The following is a 17,985-nucleotide window of genomic DNA, read 5'->3' as shown; positions in this document are numbered from 1 at the left end:
CCGGTGGCTGTGTCTTTACGGTTGTCCATCAACTGGGCAGCTTAACGACTGAGCGGTCATCCCGGCTTGCAGCGCTGCGACATATTCGGTCAAAGGGCGGTAACATTGCGTTTATGCGCAAGGCCCAGACTGGCACAATCGCATTTCATTTCCTTGAACCGAGCTGCCCATGCAACTGAAAACCGCCCTGCTCTTCGCCACCCCCTGCGATGACGAGGAAGACAACATGGCGACCCTGTGCTGCCACAGCGACAAGGGCCAGATGTTCCTGCTCACCCGCTATCCGGACGAAGACACCGTCGATCTCACGCTGGACGACGAACCGTCGACGCTGGACGGGCTGAAAGTGACCTTGAGTGCCGAGCGCCTGCTGATCGAGGTTTCACCGGGGGATCGGGATGCACTCAGGGGTGATGAATCGCTGGAGATCCTGCTTACGTCGGCCGGAAGCGATCTGGAGGAAGTGGCGCTGACGCTGCGCAATATTCTCGAGGGAACGGGGACGTTCGTTTCCGAGATCTGAGACGGCGCCCCGTTGCGGGTTAGCCCGCACAGGGGCAAGGAAGCGTCGACAGCGCACACAACAAAGGCGACCCAAGGGTCGCCTTTGTGTACTTGCCGATCAGCGCATGGATCGACAGCGCTTACTTGCTTTCCTTCGCGAGGGTGCCCAGCGATGCATCCTTGACCAGGTAGCGGCCTTCAAGGTCGCTCAGCACCTTGAGACTGTTGCGCGCCATGACCACGCCGACTTCGACTTCCTGCTTGAGGTAGATGACCTCACCCGCCTTCGCGTTCACGGTCATCTCGGCCCAGTTCTCGGCCTTGGAGCTGATCACGTGGGTACCCGGGGTCACGTAGAAGTAGATGTATTGATTGCCACGGTTGTAGCCGATTTCCGACTCGGCTTCCTTGTTATCGAGGAAGACGTTGAAACGCACCATCATCCCGGCGTTGCTCGGGCGAACCACGTAGACCAAGGCCTTGTCGGCTACTGCAGCCTTGGGCAGCGAGTAGTTGGCGACCTCCGCCTGCATCTTGTCCGCCGAGGGGGTGGAGGCGCAGCCGTAAAGCAGCGCAATGGAGAGTACGGCGGTGGCTTTGAGGAGGGTTTTGATCACAAAGGCTTCCTTGCTTACGAAAGGGTGGTAGGGGCGGAATAGCGGCGGCGATATTAATTCGCCATCATCTTGGCGTCAACCTGCTGCCGTGGTGGCTGACCCGCTACACTTTACAAACGCTAATTGTTAATGTGCGTTTTTTCTCTACTACCAAGTGCTTCCATGTAAGCAGCCTTCAACGCAAGACTTACCACATGCAATGCTTCAGCCTTCAGATAAGCTAAATCCTGAGCAACCATCGCCTGGCCTGAGCCTTTTAATTTCACACGAGACTCTCCAACATATTTGGCACCCTCGACATAGACCGAGACACTGGCTTCGCACGCATAATAATCCGGACTATTCCAAGTCTTGACAAAAATGCGATTGATCTCAACGCGAGTTTTTATGTTCGCATCATCATCAGAGCCGATAGCTCGCTTGGTAAAATTGATCCAGTCAGTGACTGGAACATTGGCAAAACCTTCATACAAACCCCCATTGTAGTTGGCAGCATGCCACACTACCTTGCTGTTCTCAGAACACTGAGAGCAGCGCTCGACGCTGGAAACTCCGATTATCGATGAATTAATTTTTTTGTTTTTTATTGCAACCAACTCAGAATCGGCCGTATAAGGGGAAAAATGCAGTTGATTTGTGACGCAGCCACTCAAAAGAAAAAAAACCAGAAATATATTAACTCTCACCAACAACACTCCTCTCAGTCACTCAAAAAAAATCACCGCCCAACAACCCCATATACGTCGCGCACTCCAAACCACCACCTCTCGTTCGGGCACTATTTCGACATTTACTCCCCACCACCCCATTTGAAATATGAAGCAAGACATATCCCAAACCAGACAGGTACCGCATAGGCCAGAAAGCCAGGAAACACACCGGAAATATCAGACCAGCCAAAAAACCACGTGTCGTATTTGAAATATAAGGCTATAGCCCCTAAACAATTTGATCCGACCCCTCCAAAGAAAAACAAAATGATCAAATAAATTAAAAGTAGCACATAAGCTTGAAACCTCGACTTGGGCTTCATTACTTGTTATCTCCTATTGACCCTATCTTGCCACCCGTAGCTTCGGAAGTCTGAGGCCCCATACGAGTTAGGTCATTGCTGAATTCTTGGCCGATGTTGCCAAGGAAACTCTACATTAACCGAGACACGATGACTCTCCCCATTCGCCTACAGAGAGCTTTCGGCAGATTTTGCTAAAGCGCGCATGAGACATACCTCTAACTTTTTTACTCTTTATCTCCGGGAGCCTTACGTTCTTTATATGCCTTTAGCCGAGACAGCGCCCATATCCCTACCGTAGCAAACACTGTGTAGATTAAAGCCCCAGGAATTAGCCGCAGAATCTCAGAGCATTCAAGCACCCAACGGCCCATCTTAAAGAAATTTATTGTCGCCCCTAAAATCACCCCACTAACACTAACCAGCATAAACATTAAAAAACAATAGAAAAACAGCAACAGAAAAGCTTGCAAACTTGACTTCGGCCTAATCATTCACCAACTCCTAAAGGCTCCACTTTCCCTCCAGTGACGTCGAAGCAACAGATCCAGACAAATCATTTCCCACATCAACTGAGGTCCCGAAATATAGCTACCTAGACGCTACCTGCCCAGTTCTGAAACCCACTACCCCGACCAGAACCGAGCCCAGAAGTGAATACGTTGGATCCTCGCTCTTGATCAAGCCTCCAAGCAAGACCCGCCCGCGCCAATTCGATTGAACTATCCAGATCACAAAATTTCATAATCAGCCGTCATAAAAATCAACGCCCGCGACCACCCCTCATATATGACAAAACACAAATGCCAACCCCAACCGGAACTGCATATGCAATCGCACCGGGAAGCACGCCAGGAACATCAGACCAACCAAAACTCCACACGCCAAAATTGTAAAAATTAATTGAAGAACCTAAAAATCTTGAAGCAACACCCACTAAAAAAAACGCGACTATTAGATATACAAATAGCAAAAGGAACGCTTGCAGCCTTGACCGAAGCTTAATCACTTCCCACCTCCTAACGACCCTATCTCAAAACTTACATTTTCAGACACGCAGGCACCGACGATTCTCTCAGCCACGGCTCTTCATACTTGGGCGACGAAAATCCTTTTCCAGTAAGGTCTCGACACCGCCTGTGGCTTTAGCTTCTCTGTAACGATAGAAGGTGTCTCGCCACACAAATCAACAAGAACCATTCAAACCGCAAGCAGAGATAAATTCACGTATCGGCATATCAAGAAAGCTACTCTCCCCAACAAAAAGAACATCTTGCAAGGTGACGAACCCTTTTTCAAAATCCAAATAAACGTCAAAGCAATTAAACTCAAACTCCCTGAACAGAACGTTCCCTGAGCAAAACCGCTCATTAAAGGCATCGTTCAAAATAGAACAAACGCTACCATTCAACTCTTGGGCGACAAATCGCTCCAATAGTATGCCACCACTATCCATAACCATTCCTACTAGTGCCGGAATGCAGTCTGAGCCACACCGTCCCGAACATTTATTTTGATTGGCGACTGGCCCAATAGTACTCCGAGGCATGGAACACCATGTCCGCTCGCGCAGCGATTCAACTCTGTAAAAATCAATGACACTGACCTCAGTGATCTGTTTAGTTCATTTTCTCCTCAAAGCTGTTTGGTGTTCACAACCAAATACCCCGTGTCAGCACCTCGAGTGTTCTCACACATCAGGGATCTCGATATCAGGGATTTTGATGTGAAATGACTTCGCAAAAATATTCCAAGACATCCAGCCAGGCCTCGGCTCAACCTCCAGGTAGGTCTGCTCGTCGACGCTACGGTCCTGGGTCCAGGCCAGGTTTTCAACCAGTCCCATTTGGCTGTGCTGAGCATCTGCCCACGCGAGCTTTTCCTGGCTGCTACCTGCCTAGGGATGGCCATAACCCAAGGTCTGCTCACCACTGAGCAAACTGGCGACACTTGCCTGGACGGTTGCCAGGCTATGGCTGATACCCAAGCCATTTGGGGCATCCAGTTTCCTGACAGCATCCAGTCTCTCAAAGGCATAAGCCTAAAGGTATGCCGCGAGCCCGACCTTCTCATCCTGGCTAAGCAATGAGGGATCGCGCTTGTAGAGTTGCAACAGCTTGTCGCTACGCTGATCCGCGCCTTCGAGGTTGACCAGATCACGCGCGGCGTCCATTCCGCCGTCTTTGGTCGGGAGGGCCTGCTGGAGCGTCGGCGCGGCCACCGACGTCATTGCCGGGTGGCTGGTGTCGCGCGCAACGATGGTCTCGGTGTAGGGCTGGGCAAGCGTGATCGGCGTGCTAGGCCCAGGCTGTGCAGTGGACCAGTGCAACCCGTCAGCGGCCCCTCCTACCGGGCTCGACGTGCCTTGGCGGGCGGCCACTTCGCCGCTGCGGCTGGGCAGTTTACCCGGCCTTTGGGCCTGATCGATGGCGGCCACGCGCACGCGCGACACCCGAAGCAACCGATGGAACTCTGCGGGCGAAACCGATCTTTGAATTTATTAAGCCCAATTGAATCAACGGCAATAACTTTCATCTCACTTTTTCGGCACGACACATTCGAAGTCTTTAGCTTTCCAAACCCTTGAATTACATCGCCACGCTCTATTCTTGCGTCTATAAGCGAACTGATTCGACCAAATACACAATTGGCATCTTAGATAAATTTAGAACCTTCAATCATAAATTCCGCCTCTCTAAAACCCAGACAAACCTAACACAACCACAAATTAAAAATCAGTCGCAGCGCTTTTTTTTAACCTCTGCCACCTTTGACTCCACCCATATCCCTAAAGCGACTGGAACCCCACAAGACAAGCCAACAAGAATAGACTTATGAATCTCCTTCCAACCAAACGCCCAATAATCAAATTTATAATAGCCAATAATCGACCCTACAAGGTGCCCCAACACCCCAACTCCAAGAAAAAACAACACAGAATACACCAACAACACAACCATCAACAAAAATCCAACTCTTTCCAGCTTCACTTTTTCTCTCACAGGATCGATATAGGGAGGCATGCTTCACTCAAGCTTGGACCCTTTTTGGCTCAAGCAATCCGTGCTCGAGAATCATTTCGACATTTACTTTCCATCACCCCACTTAAAACATGAAGCAAAACATATCCCAAACCACACAGGTACGACATAAGTTAAGAATCCAGGAAATAATCCGGAAATATCAGGCCAACCAAAATTTTACGCACCATACTCATAATAGATAATTATGCCCCCTAAAAATTTCGCCATAACACCTGTAAAGAAAAACAAATCACCTAAATATATAAAAAGTAGTACATAAGATGAAACCTATATGTGGGCTTGAGCACTTACCATCTCCCACTGCCCAAGCTTACCGCCTACGACCTCGGACGCCTGATAAGCTCACGCGGCACGAGGGCTGGGGAAATTATTTTTAGCGGTATTTCTGAGACACTAAACTAGCTAGCACGCTATCATTCACCTTAGCGTTATAAACCTAAAGGGCCGAACGAATTACCAGTAAAATACCTAGTATTCACATCTACAGCTGGCTCTAAACCACCATAAAATTGCGAAAATTCAAACCTATTCGACAAGTCATCCGAGTAATCTCGCATGGCACGCATTACGCAATCAGCATTTAAAAAGGGCATCTCATTAAAAGACAACTCCACATCCACTCCTTCCGAATATTTAACAACCCTCAGAAGAACACATGGCAAACTTATCGTCGGCGACACCAGAAACTCATAGAGCCGACCTACCAGACATACATCTCCCTTATAGGCAATAACTTCATCAATCAAAGCCCTATTAATATCTCCACCACCCACATTAATAACACTTTCCGAAGAAACCAACCCCATAAGTGCCCGAGAGCTTGCTTCCAGGAACCCCAGCAGCCCTAACAAATCGCGTACAGCCACCTGCTGCAGCACCACTTCGTATGATTCAGCCATGGAATACTAGTCAATAAACCCTTTAAAAGTCCCATCCATATTCAGTCGAATACCGCGGCCATCAGGAAGGCGCTTCTCCATAAAATTAAGCCCTTTATCGGTAACTACTGCCTTGAACTCACCTGGAGCTTTGGTAATTTCACGCAAATGCTTCATTGCCTGATCGTTCCACGTGCTCATTGAGCCGGTTATCTTACCCCAAATATCTGGATTTCTACCGGCATGTTTAGATAATGCATGACCAATGATGGTACTGCCTTTGTAGGGAGCTTGCGCCGATACTAGGACCGTCTTGATCTCGCCAAAGCTGGCAGCCCCCTTAACCAAGTCCGGCCCAAACTTCGCCTCAAGTGCTGCCAGCGCTTCCTTCGAGATCTTCGGAGCTACCCGCTGAACCGCCGCGGCCTTACCTGACGGGGAAGGGAACAGTAGATCAATCGCAAAACCTACGTAGCGTTCCCAGTCCTCGGGTTCGAACAACGTCTCCCTCATGCTAGCAGGTGAGAACTCGGCGCCGAGGAATTTTGCGACCTTGGGATCAAGATCAGCAACCTTTGTCGCCTCGCCATCCGCGATCCTGCGCAAATCGCTCAGCACTACCTCTACATCAAGATCAAGATACTTCCCTTGGGCGCGAAGCTCCTTCAAGCCCCGCTCCAACCGCTCCTTGGCCTGGCGGTGAACCTGTTGATTATAGGCTGTCGCGTATTTGGCAATCTCAGCCCCTTTAGCGAAGTCACCGTCTATTGCCGCTACGGCGAGCAGCCCAGTGATCTGAGCTGCCATCAACTCTAGATTTTCATCGCCACCCACCATGCTCGAAAGCGCCTTGCTCAACGCTTCATTAGCACCCGCTGCGACGGCACCGCTTGCGAAATCACTTCCGGTCGCTTTCGCTACCAAGCCGCCTAACAATGCATGCGCCATTACCTTCTGAGGACTGCCGTCCGGGTATTTCCCGAGCGCCCAGTCTCCAATGAGGTTGAAACCGACGGCCATGCCAAAATTACCAGCTTGCGCGACGAGGTTGCCTTTCAGGTTCTCGCCAAAGCTGCCGCCTCTGACTACTGTTTCCGCACCTGCCAGTAGCACCCCTTGTGTGGTGGAATACAGGCCGAACTGCGTAATACCCGAAATACTTCCTAAATCGAACCCTTTGGTGATCTTGTTGATATTGTCAGTGGAGACACCAAAAGCCTTGTCAAGCTGAGGTGTAATGACATAAGCCGCTGCAGCGGCTATCGCATAGCTTTTAAGGTTGTCCTTGTTCAGTGCAAATTTGACGCCTTGGCCGATATCGCCGCCGTTGTTGATAGTGCCCACAGCAAGATTGCTGGCCAATGCTCCTGTCAGTGGTCCCAGATAGGCTGCAGCTACGATAGCGATCACCAACGATGGCGCGGCACCTAATCCAGACTGGCTGTACTTGAATGAGTCATGAATTTCCTTCACTTGCCGCCAATCGACATCGCCTCGCTTCTGAGCCTCCTTCAACCACGCCAACTGCGGATCAGCCGCCACCATGGCATCGATGCTCTGGCTGATGGTGGCCTGATCGATATGCTTGACGTCGACCTTCAAGCCATCAACCGCCTTGATCAGCACGTCACCGTTGGCCGTCAACTGGCTCTGACGCACGGTCTCGTCGGTGTTGCCCTTGCCCTTCATGCTGGTCCAGGCCAGATCACCCTTGCTCTTCTCGTGACTCTCCTGATGCAGGTCCTTGACCGCCTCGAACGTCACCGCGCCGCCACTATCAATGGTCAGGTCATTACCCGAGGCGAGCTTCGCCCCCTGGTACAACTGATCACCACCGCTCTTGAGCGTCAGGTCGCCACCGCTGCTGACTTCGCTGCCCACCGCCTTGACGTCGGTGACTTCGTCGCGCTGGGTCTGCTTGCTGCCCCAGCCGCCTTTCTTGCTCATGTCGTACAGCGAGTACTGGCTGTCGTTGGCCGCCAGCAGCTCCAGCTTGTCGCCGGCCACCAGGTAGGCTTCCTCGCCAGCGCTGACTTTGCTCGCCACCAGGCGCAGGTCACGTCCGGCGTCGATAGCCAGGTCGCCGCCGGCCTTCACCACGGCAGACTGCTGCTCGACGTCATCCTCCTGCCGCTCGTACTTGGTCTTGCCCTTCTTGCCCTTGGCGTAGCTGTGCTCCTCGTTCGCCGCAGCAGCCAGGGTCACGTCGCGGCCGGCCTGCAGGGCCAGGTCGCGGCGTGCCTCGACTTCGCTGGCGACGATGCTCAGGTCCTGGCCTGCCGTGGCGGTGAGGTTGCCGCCTGCGCTGATCTCGCTGCCGTACTGGGTGATGCTGGTGTCGTGGCCGCTGACACGGCGGCGTTGATACTCGTGGCTGTCGACGCCTTCCTGGCTGACGATGGACAGGTCGCGACCAGCATCCAGCCTGATATCGCCACCCGCCTTGAGCACCCCGCCCACGTTGCCGATATCGCGCCCAGCGGTGATGGTCAGGTCGTTCGCCGCCTCGATGCGTGCTGCAGTGTCGACCAGATCCTTGGTCACATGCTCACCACCGGCCCGGCCTTCCAGGCGGGTGACGCTGCGTTCGTTGATCACGTCGCCGGTCAGCGCGGTCAGGCTCACTTCACGACCGGCGATGATCCCGCCCTGGGCGTTGCGGATCGAGTCGGTGGCGAGCATGTCCAGGCGCCCGCCCGCTTCGATCAGCCCGCTGTTGCTGATGTTGGTGGCGCTGGCGGCGAGGTTGTTGGTGGCACGCAGGGTGCCGACGTTGACCAGGTCGCCGCCGCTGATCAGGTTGACGTCACGGCCCTGGATCAGCGCGCCGTTGGGGGCGACGCGACCGTTGGCGTGGGCCAGGTACAGCACTGGGGCCAGCACCTTCTCACCGTTGACCTCGACCTGCTCCATCCAGACGATGTCGTGGGTCAGGGCGGCGACCTGCTCGGCGCTGAGCGACACGCCCACGCTCAGCGACAGCTTGTCCTTGCTGGCGATGGCGTTGTCCATCAGGTAGCGGAACAGCGTCTCGTCGCTGGTCATGCCATCGATGTAGCGCTGGCCGGTCCGGGCCACCACAGCTTCGCGGATCAGGCGTTGTTCGTAGAGGCCGTCGCCCAGGCGCTTGATGGCCTGGTCTGGATTGACGTTTAGCTGGCCAAGCAGGTAGTCGGAGCTCAGGAACTGCTTGAGGTCGGTCAGGGCCGGGTTGGTCTCCACCAGGTATTTGTGCGAGGTACTCGGCACGCTGCGCTCAGGTACGCCCTGGACCAGTCGAACACCCGCTGCCAGGCCATCCAGCGCCACACCGGCGCCGCTGACGGCGCCTTGGGCCGCAGCCGAGCCTGCGGCGGCCAGCGTCTGCGCTGCACGGTTGTCGGCATTGGTGGTGCTGGCCAACGGTGAGATGAAGGTGCCACTGCCTGCTTGGGTATGGTCGGCGGTGGCGCCCAGGGCATCACCGCTGATCGCGGCCTGGCCGGTCTGGGTGCTGATGCGGAACAGGCCGTTGCTGCCTTGAGGCAGGCTGAAGCTGGGCAGCGTGACCGGATTGACCTGGCGCTGGGCGAGGTCGGGCGGTAACTGCGGGTTGAGCGCACGCACCTGGGTCTGGACCTGGCGCGGATCAGCCGTGGCATCGCCACGGGCCCCGATGGTACCGGCGCCGGCCTGGTTGACGCGCACCACGCTGTTGTCGATGCGCTGGGTGGCGTTGATGGTCACGGCGCCAGCCGACTGCACGACCGCCGGGGCAACCACGGCGCCAGCGATCGGCGTCCTGTTGTCGATGACGTCGTAGATGCTGTACTGCGGATACCCCGCAGCCGCCATGACCTCGTCTAGGGTCAGCGAGCCGGGGTTCTGGTTGAACTGGTTCTTGGCCTGGATGAACGCGTTGTACTGGCCGCGATCACGGGTATACATGCTCGCGGTGAGGTTGCGCTGCTCGCCACCACCGGCGCCCTTGTTCTCGAACACCGCCGTATTGATGGCGATATCACCCGCCGCCGAAACACTGCTGTAGTGGTTGCGGAATGCGTCACCGGCGAAGGTCAGCTTGCTGCCGGTGGTGATGAAGGCGGTGGGGGTATCGCGGTCGATGACGTCTTCCCAGCTTTCCGTTGCCGAGAAGTACAGCTCGCAGCCCTTGCCCTTGCAGCGGTCGTCGGAATAGACGTTGACGTTGCCGGCGACCAGTTTCTTGGTCGAGCTCAGGAATTCTTTGCGGTTGAGCAGCGTGTCCACCGCCAGGGTCATGTTGCCGGCGCTTTCCACGCTGCCGGAGATGTTGTCCAGCAGCACCGCGCGGGCACTGGCGTTGCCGGCAAGATCAAGGCCACCAAGGCTGTAGATATCGCCGTAGTAGTTGCTCAGGCTGCCGACGCGCAAGGTCATGTCATTACCGCTGAACACCAGGCCGCGCTGGTTGCTCAGGCTGTTGGCGGCGAGCTTCACCGCCGCAGCGCCACCCAGGGTGCCGCGGTTTTCGAGGCTGGCGGCCGTCACTGTCAGGCCGCCCAGGGCGGTCAGGCGACCGTCGTTGCTCAGCAGGTTGCGCGCGGTCACCGCAGTGTCGGCGCCACCGGCCAGGCTGGCGGTACTGGACAGGCGGATATCGTTGGCGCCCAGCGTCAGTGCGCCAAGGCTGCTCAGGCGGCCATTGCCGTCATAGTTGCCGGTCAGATCCAGTTGCAGGCTGCCATCGCTGGCCAGCAGGCCATGGTTGGTCCAGTCGCCGCCCCGGCCCTTGAGGCTCTCGACGGCCAGCAGCTTGCCGCTGGCGGTCTGGACGAAGCGACCGATGTCCAGCTCCAGGCGCCGGGCTTGCAGCACGCTGCTGTTGGTCCAGCTGGCAGCGGCGATGCTCAGCAGGCCATCGGTGTGCAGCACGCCGCCGGCCTGGGTGACCTTGTCGGAAGCCAGGCCGAAGCTACCCTGGCCGGTGTGCAGCAGTTGCCCGCCGCTGTTGCTCAGGCCACCGATCTGCAGGTCGAGGTCCTGGTTGGCGGTGGCCAGCACGCCGTTGTCGTTGAGCAGGTTGCCCGCGACGATCAATCGGCTGGTGCCGGTCTTGCCAAGGGCGCGCAGATTGCCGCTGCGGTTGTCGAGCTCGCTGGCGCGCAGTTGCAGCTCGCTCTCGCTTTCCAACTGGCCGAGGCTGTTGTAGAGCGCGCCGCTGAGGCCAAAGTCGATGCGCTCGGCGCCGATCTTGCCGCTCTGGTTGAACAGTTGCTGGCCCTGCACCTTCAGCAATCCGGCGGCGTACAGGCCACCGCCGCGGTTGTCGAGATCGGCGGTGACGATCTTGCCGTCACCGCCCAGCGCCGAAAGGTAGCCGCCCTGGTTGTTCACCTTGGCGTCGGCTGCAATGTCCACGGACTGCGCCTGGGCGGTACCGCCAGCGTTGTCGAACAGGTCGCTGAAGACGCCCTTGAACAGGCCTTTGGCCGCGCTGAGCATGCCATTGCCACTGTTGTCGAGGCTCGCCGCGTGCAGTTCGAGGTTGCCTGCCTGGCTCTCCAGACGACCGCCGCGGTTGTCCAGGCGCTTGTCCAGGCGCACATCGATATCGCCTTGGCTCTTGAGCGTGCCGGCCTGGTTGTCCAGGGCAACGGCATGGATGTCGAGCTTGCCGTGCTCACTGAACAACAGGCCATCGTTGCCGTTGAGCAGATCGCCGCTCAGGCGCAGCACCAGGTTCTGCTGGCTGGCCAGGTTGCCGCCGTGGCTGTTGTCCAGTGTGCCCGAATCGACATGCAGCAACCCATGGCTGATTAGCTTGCCGCCTTGGTTGTCGACACGCGCGGCCTTGAGCAGCAGGTCGGCGCCACTGACCAGGCGCGCGCCGTCGGCATTGAGCAGTGCATCGGCCAAGGTCAGGTCGAGCGCCGCGCGGCTGATGAGCTGGCCGTTGCCGTTTTCCAGACGCTTGCCGGCGACGCTGATCGCCTGGCCGTTGATCTGCCCGCCCTGGTTGTCGATGACGGTGCTGTCCTGGTCGAGCGTCAGGTCGCCTGTGGCGGAAATGAGGCCGCCGCTGTTGTCCAAACGATCGCCGACACTGAGGGTGATCGCCTGCTCCGAGGAGACGATGCCCTTGCGGTTGTCCAGGCTGGCCGCCGTGACCTGCTGGCGGCCCTTGCTGACCAGAGCGCCCTGGTCACGGTTGTCGAGGGCGCCTGTCAGGGTCACGGTAAGATCGCCGTCCTTGCTCGACAACGTGCCTTCGCCGCTGTTGTTCAGGTCGCTGCCGGTGACCTGCAGGCCTTGAACGCCGGACATCAGGCCCTTGGTGCTGTTGTCCAGCTGTGCCGCCTCTACGGTCAGCCGGCCGTCGCTGAGGATGCGGCCCTGCTGGTTGTCGATGCGCTTGGCGAGCAGGCTGAAGGACTGCTGGCTGGTGACTTCGCCGGCGCTGTTGTCGAGCTTGCCCAAGCGCTGGATGATCAGCGGGCCATTGGCACTGATCAGGCCGCCCTGGTTGGTCAGATCGCCGCCGTTGAGGTCGAGGTCGAGTTTCTGTTCACCGATCAGACGCCCCTGGCGCTGGATCAACGCACTCACCCGCAGCAGCAGATCGCCCTTGGCGGAGATCTCGCCGCCCTCGCTGGAATCGACCTGCCCGGCCACCAGCGTCAACTCGGCATCGCTGTGGATGCGACCGCCGCGCTGAAGGGCATCGGCGCCGTTGCGCACGTCGCCCGTGGTCAGGGTCATGGCCTGCTTGCTGCTCAAGGCGCCGCCACGGTTGTCGAGGCCGTCGCTGGTGACGGTCAACCCCGCCTGGCTGATGAGCTGGCCGCCCTGGTGGTTATCCAGTTGTCCGGTCGTGACGGTCAGGCCGGTGTTGCCCGACAGCAGGCCACGCTCGCTGTTGAGCACGCTTGCACTGGTGACGGTCAGCGCTGCGGCGGCGGAGAGGATGCCCTGGTCGTGGTTGTCGAGTTGACCGTCGATCACGGCCTTGAGGGCCTTGCCGCTGGCCAGGGTGCCGCCGCTGAAGTTATCGAGGCTGGCAGCCTCGACGTCGAGATCGTGGCTAGCCGACAACACGCCCTTGAGGCTGTTGTCCAGAACACCGGCAATGCGCAGGGTCAGGTCCTGGGCGCTGATCAGGCGTCCGCCACGGTTATCGAGGCGGTCGGCGACCAGGCTGAAGCCGTGGTCGCTGGAAATCTCTGCGCCGTTGCGGTTGTCCACCGCGCCGATCTGGCGCAACAGCAGGCTGCCTGGCGAGCGCAGCAAGCCACCGTCGCGGTTCACCAGTTGGCCGTGCTGCAGGTCGAGGTCGATGCCGGTCCCGCTGACCAGTTGCCCGTGGTCATGCTGGTCAAGGCCGGTCAGCATCGCATCGATCTGGCCGGAGGCACTGATGCGACCACGGGCGCTGTTGTCGAGCTGGGTGGCGACCAGCAGCAGGCTGCCGGCACCGATGTTGCCCTTGGCGCTGTTGTCGATGGCGCCGCTGCGCAACTGGGCATGGCCAACTGCACTGATGGCGCCGCCCTGGCTGTTGTCCAGGCGGGCGGCGTCAAGCACCAGCCCGGCATCGGTCACCAGAATGCCGCCCTGGTTATCCAGCAGCCCTTGGCTGGTCAGGCCCATGGCAGCGATGGCCGAGACCTTGCCGCCCTGGCGGTTATGCAACGTGCCGGCGTTCAGCGTGAGGGTGCCGTCACTGACGATGAGGCCGGCGTCGCTGTTGTCCAACTGGCCGTCCAGGGCCAGCTCGATATGCGTGTGGCTGCTCAACCGGCCGCCGTTGTTGAGCAGTTCGGTGCCTTTCAGGCTCAGGCTGTCGTAGCCGCTGAGCAGGCCCTTGTTCTGGTTCAGCAGGCGCTGGACGGTCAGGGTCAGGCCACGGTCGCCAATGACCTTGCCAGCCTGGTTGTCCAGCAGTGCGCTGGCGTCGAGCACGACCTTGCCTGCGCTGGAGATCTCACCCTGCTGGTTGAGCACGCGCGCCGCGCGGATGTCGACCAGATTGGTCGCGCCAATCCCGCCGCCGTTCTGGTTGTCGATCGTGTTGGCGGTGAGCAGCAGGCTGCCCAGGCTGGTCAGCCTGCCGCCCTGCTGGTTCAAGGTGCCCAGGTGGGCTTCGAGGTCACCCTTGGCCGTGATGTTACCCAGGCGTTGATTGTCGACTTTGTCGGCGATCAGCTCGAGGCGGCCATCGCTCTGCAGGTGGCCGGCATCGCTGTTGGCCAGGCTGGCAACTTCGATGTGGGCCTTGCCCTTGGTGGTGGCTACGCCCTTGTCGCGGTTGTCGAAGTCCCCGCCGGTGACGGACAGCGAGCGGTCGGCAAGCACCAGACCGCCACGGTTGTCGAGGCGTTCGCCATGCAGTGAGAGATCGCCGACGCTCGACAGCATGCCGTTGTCGCGATTGTTCAGGGTGGCCACTTTGACGGCCAGTGTGCCGTCGCTGAGCAGGTTGCCCTTGCCGCTGTTGTCCAGGCCCACGGCTTTGAGATCGAGCAGGCGCTTGGCCGAGATCAGGCCGAGGCGGTTGTCGATGTCGGCGCTGGCGACGATCAGCACGTCGCCGCCCAGCATCTGCCCGCCGCTGTTGAGCAGCCCGGCGGTGGTGATGTCGAGGCGATCGGCCTTGAGCTTGCCGCCGTTCTGGTTGTCCAGCAGCGCGCGGGTGGTCAGCTTTGCCTGCTTGTCGCTGCCGATCAGACCGTTGGCGCGGTTGTCCACCTGGGCGGCGGTGACCTGCAGATCCCCCTGGCCGACCACACGACCGCCACGGTTGTCGAGGTTGCCGGTGATATTCACCACGGCCTGGCCCTTGCCTTGCAGCAGGCCTTGCTCACGGTTGTCGATCGTACCGCCCGTGGCTTTCAGGGTGTCGTCGGCCAGCACCTGGCCTTTGCGGTTGTCCAGCAGGCCTGCGGTCAGCGTGGTGTTGCGGCCCTTGAGGCTGCCACCCTGGTTGTCGAGCGTGGCGCTGCTGTCGATCTCGAGGTTGCGGTTGGCGACCACGCTACCGCGGTTGTGCAGGGTCTGGCCCTTGAGGCTCACGTCGCCCTGGGCGTTGCGGCTGTTGTCTGGCTCCACGCCGGCTTCGATGATGCCCTGGTTGTCGATCCGCGCGCCCTGCACGCTGATGCTGCCCTTGGCGGCGAGGCTCTGGCCGACAGTCACATCGTCACGCACACGCACGGTGGCGCTGCCGGCGGTGTAGGTCTTGCCGGTCAGCTCGGCGCTTTGCGCGGCAATCTTCAGGTCGCCGGCGCTGGAGGTCTGTGCAAGCGTCACCTTGCCGTTGGCGTCCACCTGGATATCGCCGGTGGTAGCGGCCATGTTTCCAGCCAGCTTGACGCCCACGCCCTGCTCGGTGCCGACCAGGCGGATGGTGTTGGCATACATGCCGCCCAGCGCCGAGCTGTCGATGGCCAGCAGGGGCTTTTCGCTGCCGTCATCGGCACGCGGGGTGGCTTGCAGGGTATCGGCCTGGACGTCGTTGCGCCCGGTGACGATGTTCAACTGCTTGGCATGCAGCTCGGTATTGAGCTTGGCACTGCGGGTGATCAGGTCGAACTGGTCGAGGTTGGTGGCGTTGAGCGCATCGCCCTCGATGGCGATGTCGCCGCCATCGACCTGGAAGCGGTCCAGGCGCTCGCCGTCCATGATCGGCTTGCCGGTGGTGAGGGTCGCCCGTGGCGTGTTGATGAAGCCGCAGCCGTTGCAGGTGATGCCGTGGGGGTTGGCGACGATGACCCGGGCCGCCTGGCCCGCCACCTCGGTGTAGCCTTGCAGGGTACTGCGGTTGCCGCCGGTGACCTGATTGAGGATGACCTGGGCCGCCTGCCCCCTGAGATTGGGGTTGCCGACGATGATGCCGCCCAGTTGAGTCGACTGGGTCTTGCCGGTGGCGTTGTTGAGGATCAGCCCGTTGCTGCCGACGTTGTAGTCACGGAAGGTGTTGCTCGACAGGCCGCTGCCGTTGGGGGTGGCGATATTGACGATCGGCACCCCGTTGCCGGCCTGGTTGATGCTGGTGTTGGCATTGGCCGCCGCATCGACGGTCAGCTGTGCAGCCGTGCTGACGATGGGGTTGAGAAACATCACGCCAGCAACGATCAGGGCGATGCACTGGTTCAGTGGGGTGCGGATATCCATGTCGAACAAACTCCAGTCGCAGCTCAGGCCAGTTGCCGGCCTGCCCCGCAAGGGGCAGCGATGTCACGGGTAATGGGTAGGGCCGGCGCTCAGAAGAAGGCGTCGACGCGGAAATAGATCGGGTGCTCGCGGCGGGTTACCGCATCGGGGCGCTCCAGCGAACGGGCAAAGGTTGCGCTGGCAGCGAAGTACTGGCCGCGCACATTGAACTCCAGGGCATTGCCGCTCAGGCGCCCATGGTCCTTGCCGTTGCCATGCTGGCCCTTGATCACACCGGCGTCGTAGGCGAACGCCATGCCGTATTCGCGCAACCAGGGCTGCAGCGCAGCCCAGGTGACCGGCCGACGCCAGCGCAACTGGTTGCGCCAGTAGCCGCCGCTGTCGCCGGTGAGGGTCTGATCCTTGAAGCCACGCACCGAGGTCAGCCCGCCGACACTGATGCGCTGGGCACTGTAGAGCGCGTCCTCGCTGCGCTGGCCGGTGGCCAGGCTGTCGAAGCTGAACTGCTCGCCCCACAGCTGGAACGGCTGCAGGTAGCTCAGGGTCAGGGTGTACTTGTTGTAGCGCGACACCGGTTCGTTGCCGTGGGGGTCGCCTGCGCCCTGGGCGTCGAGCGCGCCGATGCCCTGCTGCCAGCCGGCATCGAGGTTGACGAAAGCATTGCCGATGCGTCGGCCGTGGTTGACGCCAAGCTGACGCTCGGTGATGCGGGTGCTGGAGACATCGATCAGGGTGTCGTCAAGGTAGTTGCGCGCACGCAAGTGGCTCACCCCGATATTCACCGCCGTCTTGCTCAGGCTGTCGCGGTGGATCACCCGTTCGGCCTGGAACTGGTGCACGCTGTTGTCGCCGTCGAGCTTGAAGGGAAAGCCGCTGGAGGTGTCGCGGGTGCGGTAGTAGTTGTGGTTGTAGCTGTAGTTGAAGGTCCACCAGCCCCACGGCAGGCTGTAGTTCAGGCCATGGCTGTCGGAATGGCGCCAGTGGTCGCTGACCACATCACGCCCGCCCCTGAGGCTCAGCTGATCGGCCAGGCCCAACGGGCTGTCCCACTCCAGGCCCAGGTTCATCTGTTGCTCGCCGCTGCTGGCATCACCATTGTTGTGGCGGCTGGCCGAGACTCGCCAGGGTTTGTCACGCTGGCCCTTGAGCTGCACGCGGCTACCGCCGACTTCCTGGCCTGGCACCAGCTCGACTTCGACCTGACGCGACGGCAAGCGACCAAGCTGGTCGACCATCTGCTCCATGTCGCGCAGGTTGAGCACTTCGGAGACCTGGCCGGGGAAGGTCATGGCCATTTCTCGTGGGCTGGCGAGCGCTGAGCTGTCCAGGCCTTCCAGGCGTCCTTCGACGATGATGATCTGCAGGATGCCCGAACCCAGGTCCTGCTGCGGCAGATAGGCACGGGTGGTCAGGTAGCCACGGTCGATGTAGTGATCGGTGATGCGCTTGAGCAGGCCGTTGAGCTCGCCGACCTGCAGGCACTTGCCTTCATAGCCCTCGACCAGCGCCTGACGCTGCCGCTCGCTGAGCTGGGTCGCACCTTGCAGCTCGACGCTGCGGATCTGGAAGCACCGCCCTTGCTCCGCGGGCGCCACAGGGGCCTGTGGGGCCTGCTTGCCGGGTAATTGCTGCAGTTCCTCAAGGCGCTTGCGCTGCTCTTGCAGAAGGTTTTCCTGACGATCACGAATCAGGTCGCGGTCGCCGGGAGACTGGAAGGGGGCGGCACTGGCAAGCAGCGGCAGGAGCGCAAAGCCGGTCGCCAGCGCACGGAGGAAGAGGGACATGCAAGTAATCCGTCA

At 59.2% G+C, this 17,985-nt stretch carries 9 protein-coding genes; 1 reads left to right on the top strand and 8 read right to left on the bottom strand.

The window, feature by feature from the left end:
* Positions 1–169 precede the first annotated feature (169 nt).
* Entirely contained in the window at positions 170–523 is a 354-nt protein-coding gene (locus ACNFHO_RS14280) for a hypothetical protein (RefSeq protein WP_063543983.1), read from the top strand.
* A 121-nt stretch (positions 524–644) separates the two neighbouring features.
* Here ACNFHO_RS14280 and ACNFHO_RS14275 read toward each other — a convergent pair whose 3' ends face one another.
* From ACNFHO_RS14275 to ACNFHO_RS14240, 8 genes are all read right to left on the bottom strand, one after another.
* Positions 645–1,037, bottom strand: coding sequence for a DUF2846 domain-containing protein (locus tag ACNFHO_RS14275; protein ID WP_197892494.1), 393 nt, complete (start codon positions 1,035–1,037; stop codon positions 645–647).
* Between the two features lie 203 nt (positions 1,038–1,240).
* A complete protein-coding gene (locus tag ACNFHO_RS14270) occupies positions 1,241–1,807 on the bottom strand; it encodes a hypothetical protein (protein WP_416766709.1) in 567 nt (188 codons plus the stop codon).
* A gap of 1,512 nt (positions 1,808–3,319) precedes the next feature.
* The gene (locus ACNFHO_RS14265) at positions 3,320–3,589 is read right to left on the bottom strand and encodes a hypothetical protein (RefSeq protein ID WP_416766708.1); all 270 of its coding nucleotides are present in this window, start codon (positions 3,587–3,589) and stop codon (positions 3,320–3,322) included.
* Between the two features lie 585 nt (positions 3,590–4,174).
* Positions 4,175–4,576: a hypothetical protein gene (locus tag ACNFHO_RS14260; RefSeq protein ID WP_151924118.1), complete on the bottom strand. Its 402-nt coding sequence runs from the start codon at positions 4,574–4,576 to the stop codon at positions 4,175–4,177.
* Between the two features lie 292 nt (positions 4,577–4,868).
* Positions 4,869–5,156: a hypothetical protein gene (locus tag ACNFHO_RS14255; protein WP_416766707.1), complete on the bottom strand. Its 288-nt coding sequence runs from the start codon at positions 5,154–5,156 to the stop codon at positions 4,869–4,871.
* Positions 5,157–5,605: 449 nt separating this feature from the next.
* A complete protein-coding gene (locus ACNFHO_RS14250) occupies positions 5,606–6,076 on the bottom strand; it encodes a hypothetical protein (RefSeq protein WP_416766706.1) in 471 nt (156 codons plus the stop codon).
* A gap of 6 nt (positions 6,077–6,082) precedes the next feature.
* Complete coding sequence (locus ACNFHO_RS14245) at positions 6,083–16,186, bottom strand: DUF637 domain-containing protein (protein ID WP_416766705.1); 10,104 nt, start codon at positions 16,184–16,186, stop codon at positions 6,083–6,085.
* 89 nt (positions 16,187–16,275) lie between these two features.
* Positions 16,276–17,970, bottom strand: coding sequence for a ShlB/FhaC/HecB family hemolysin secretion/activation protein (locus tag ACNFHO_RS14240; RefSeq protein ID WP_416766704.1), 1,695 nt, complete (start codon positions 17,968–17,970; stop codon positions 16,276–16,278).
* Between the last annotated feature and the right edge of the window lie 15 nt (positions 17,971–17,985).

The organism is Pseudomonas sp. NY15374 (assembly GCF_048068255.1).
Classification (GTDB): Bacteria; Pseudomonadota; Gammaproteobacteria; order Pseudomonadales; family Pseudomonadaceae; genus Aquipseudomonas; species Aquipseudomonas machongensis.
The sequence above is the reverse complement of the archived record's forward strand: the minus strand, read 5'-3'. Positions and strand labels throughout refer to the sequence as shown.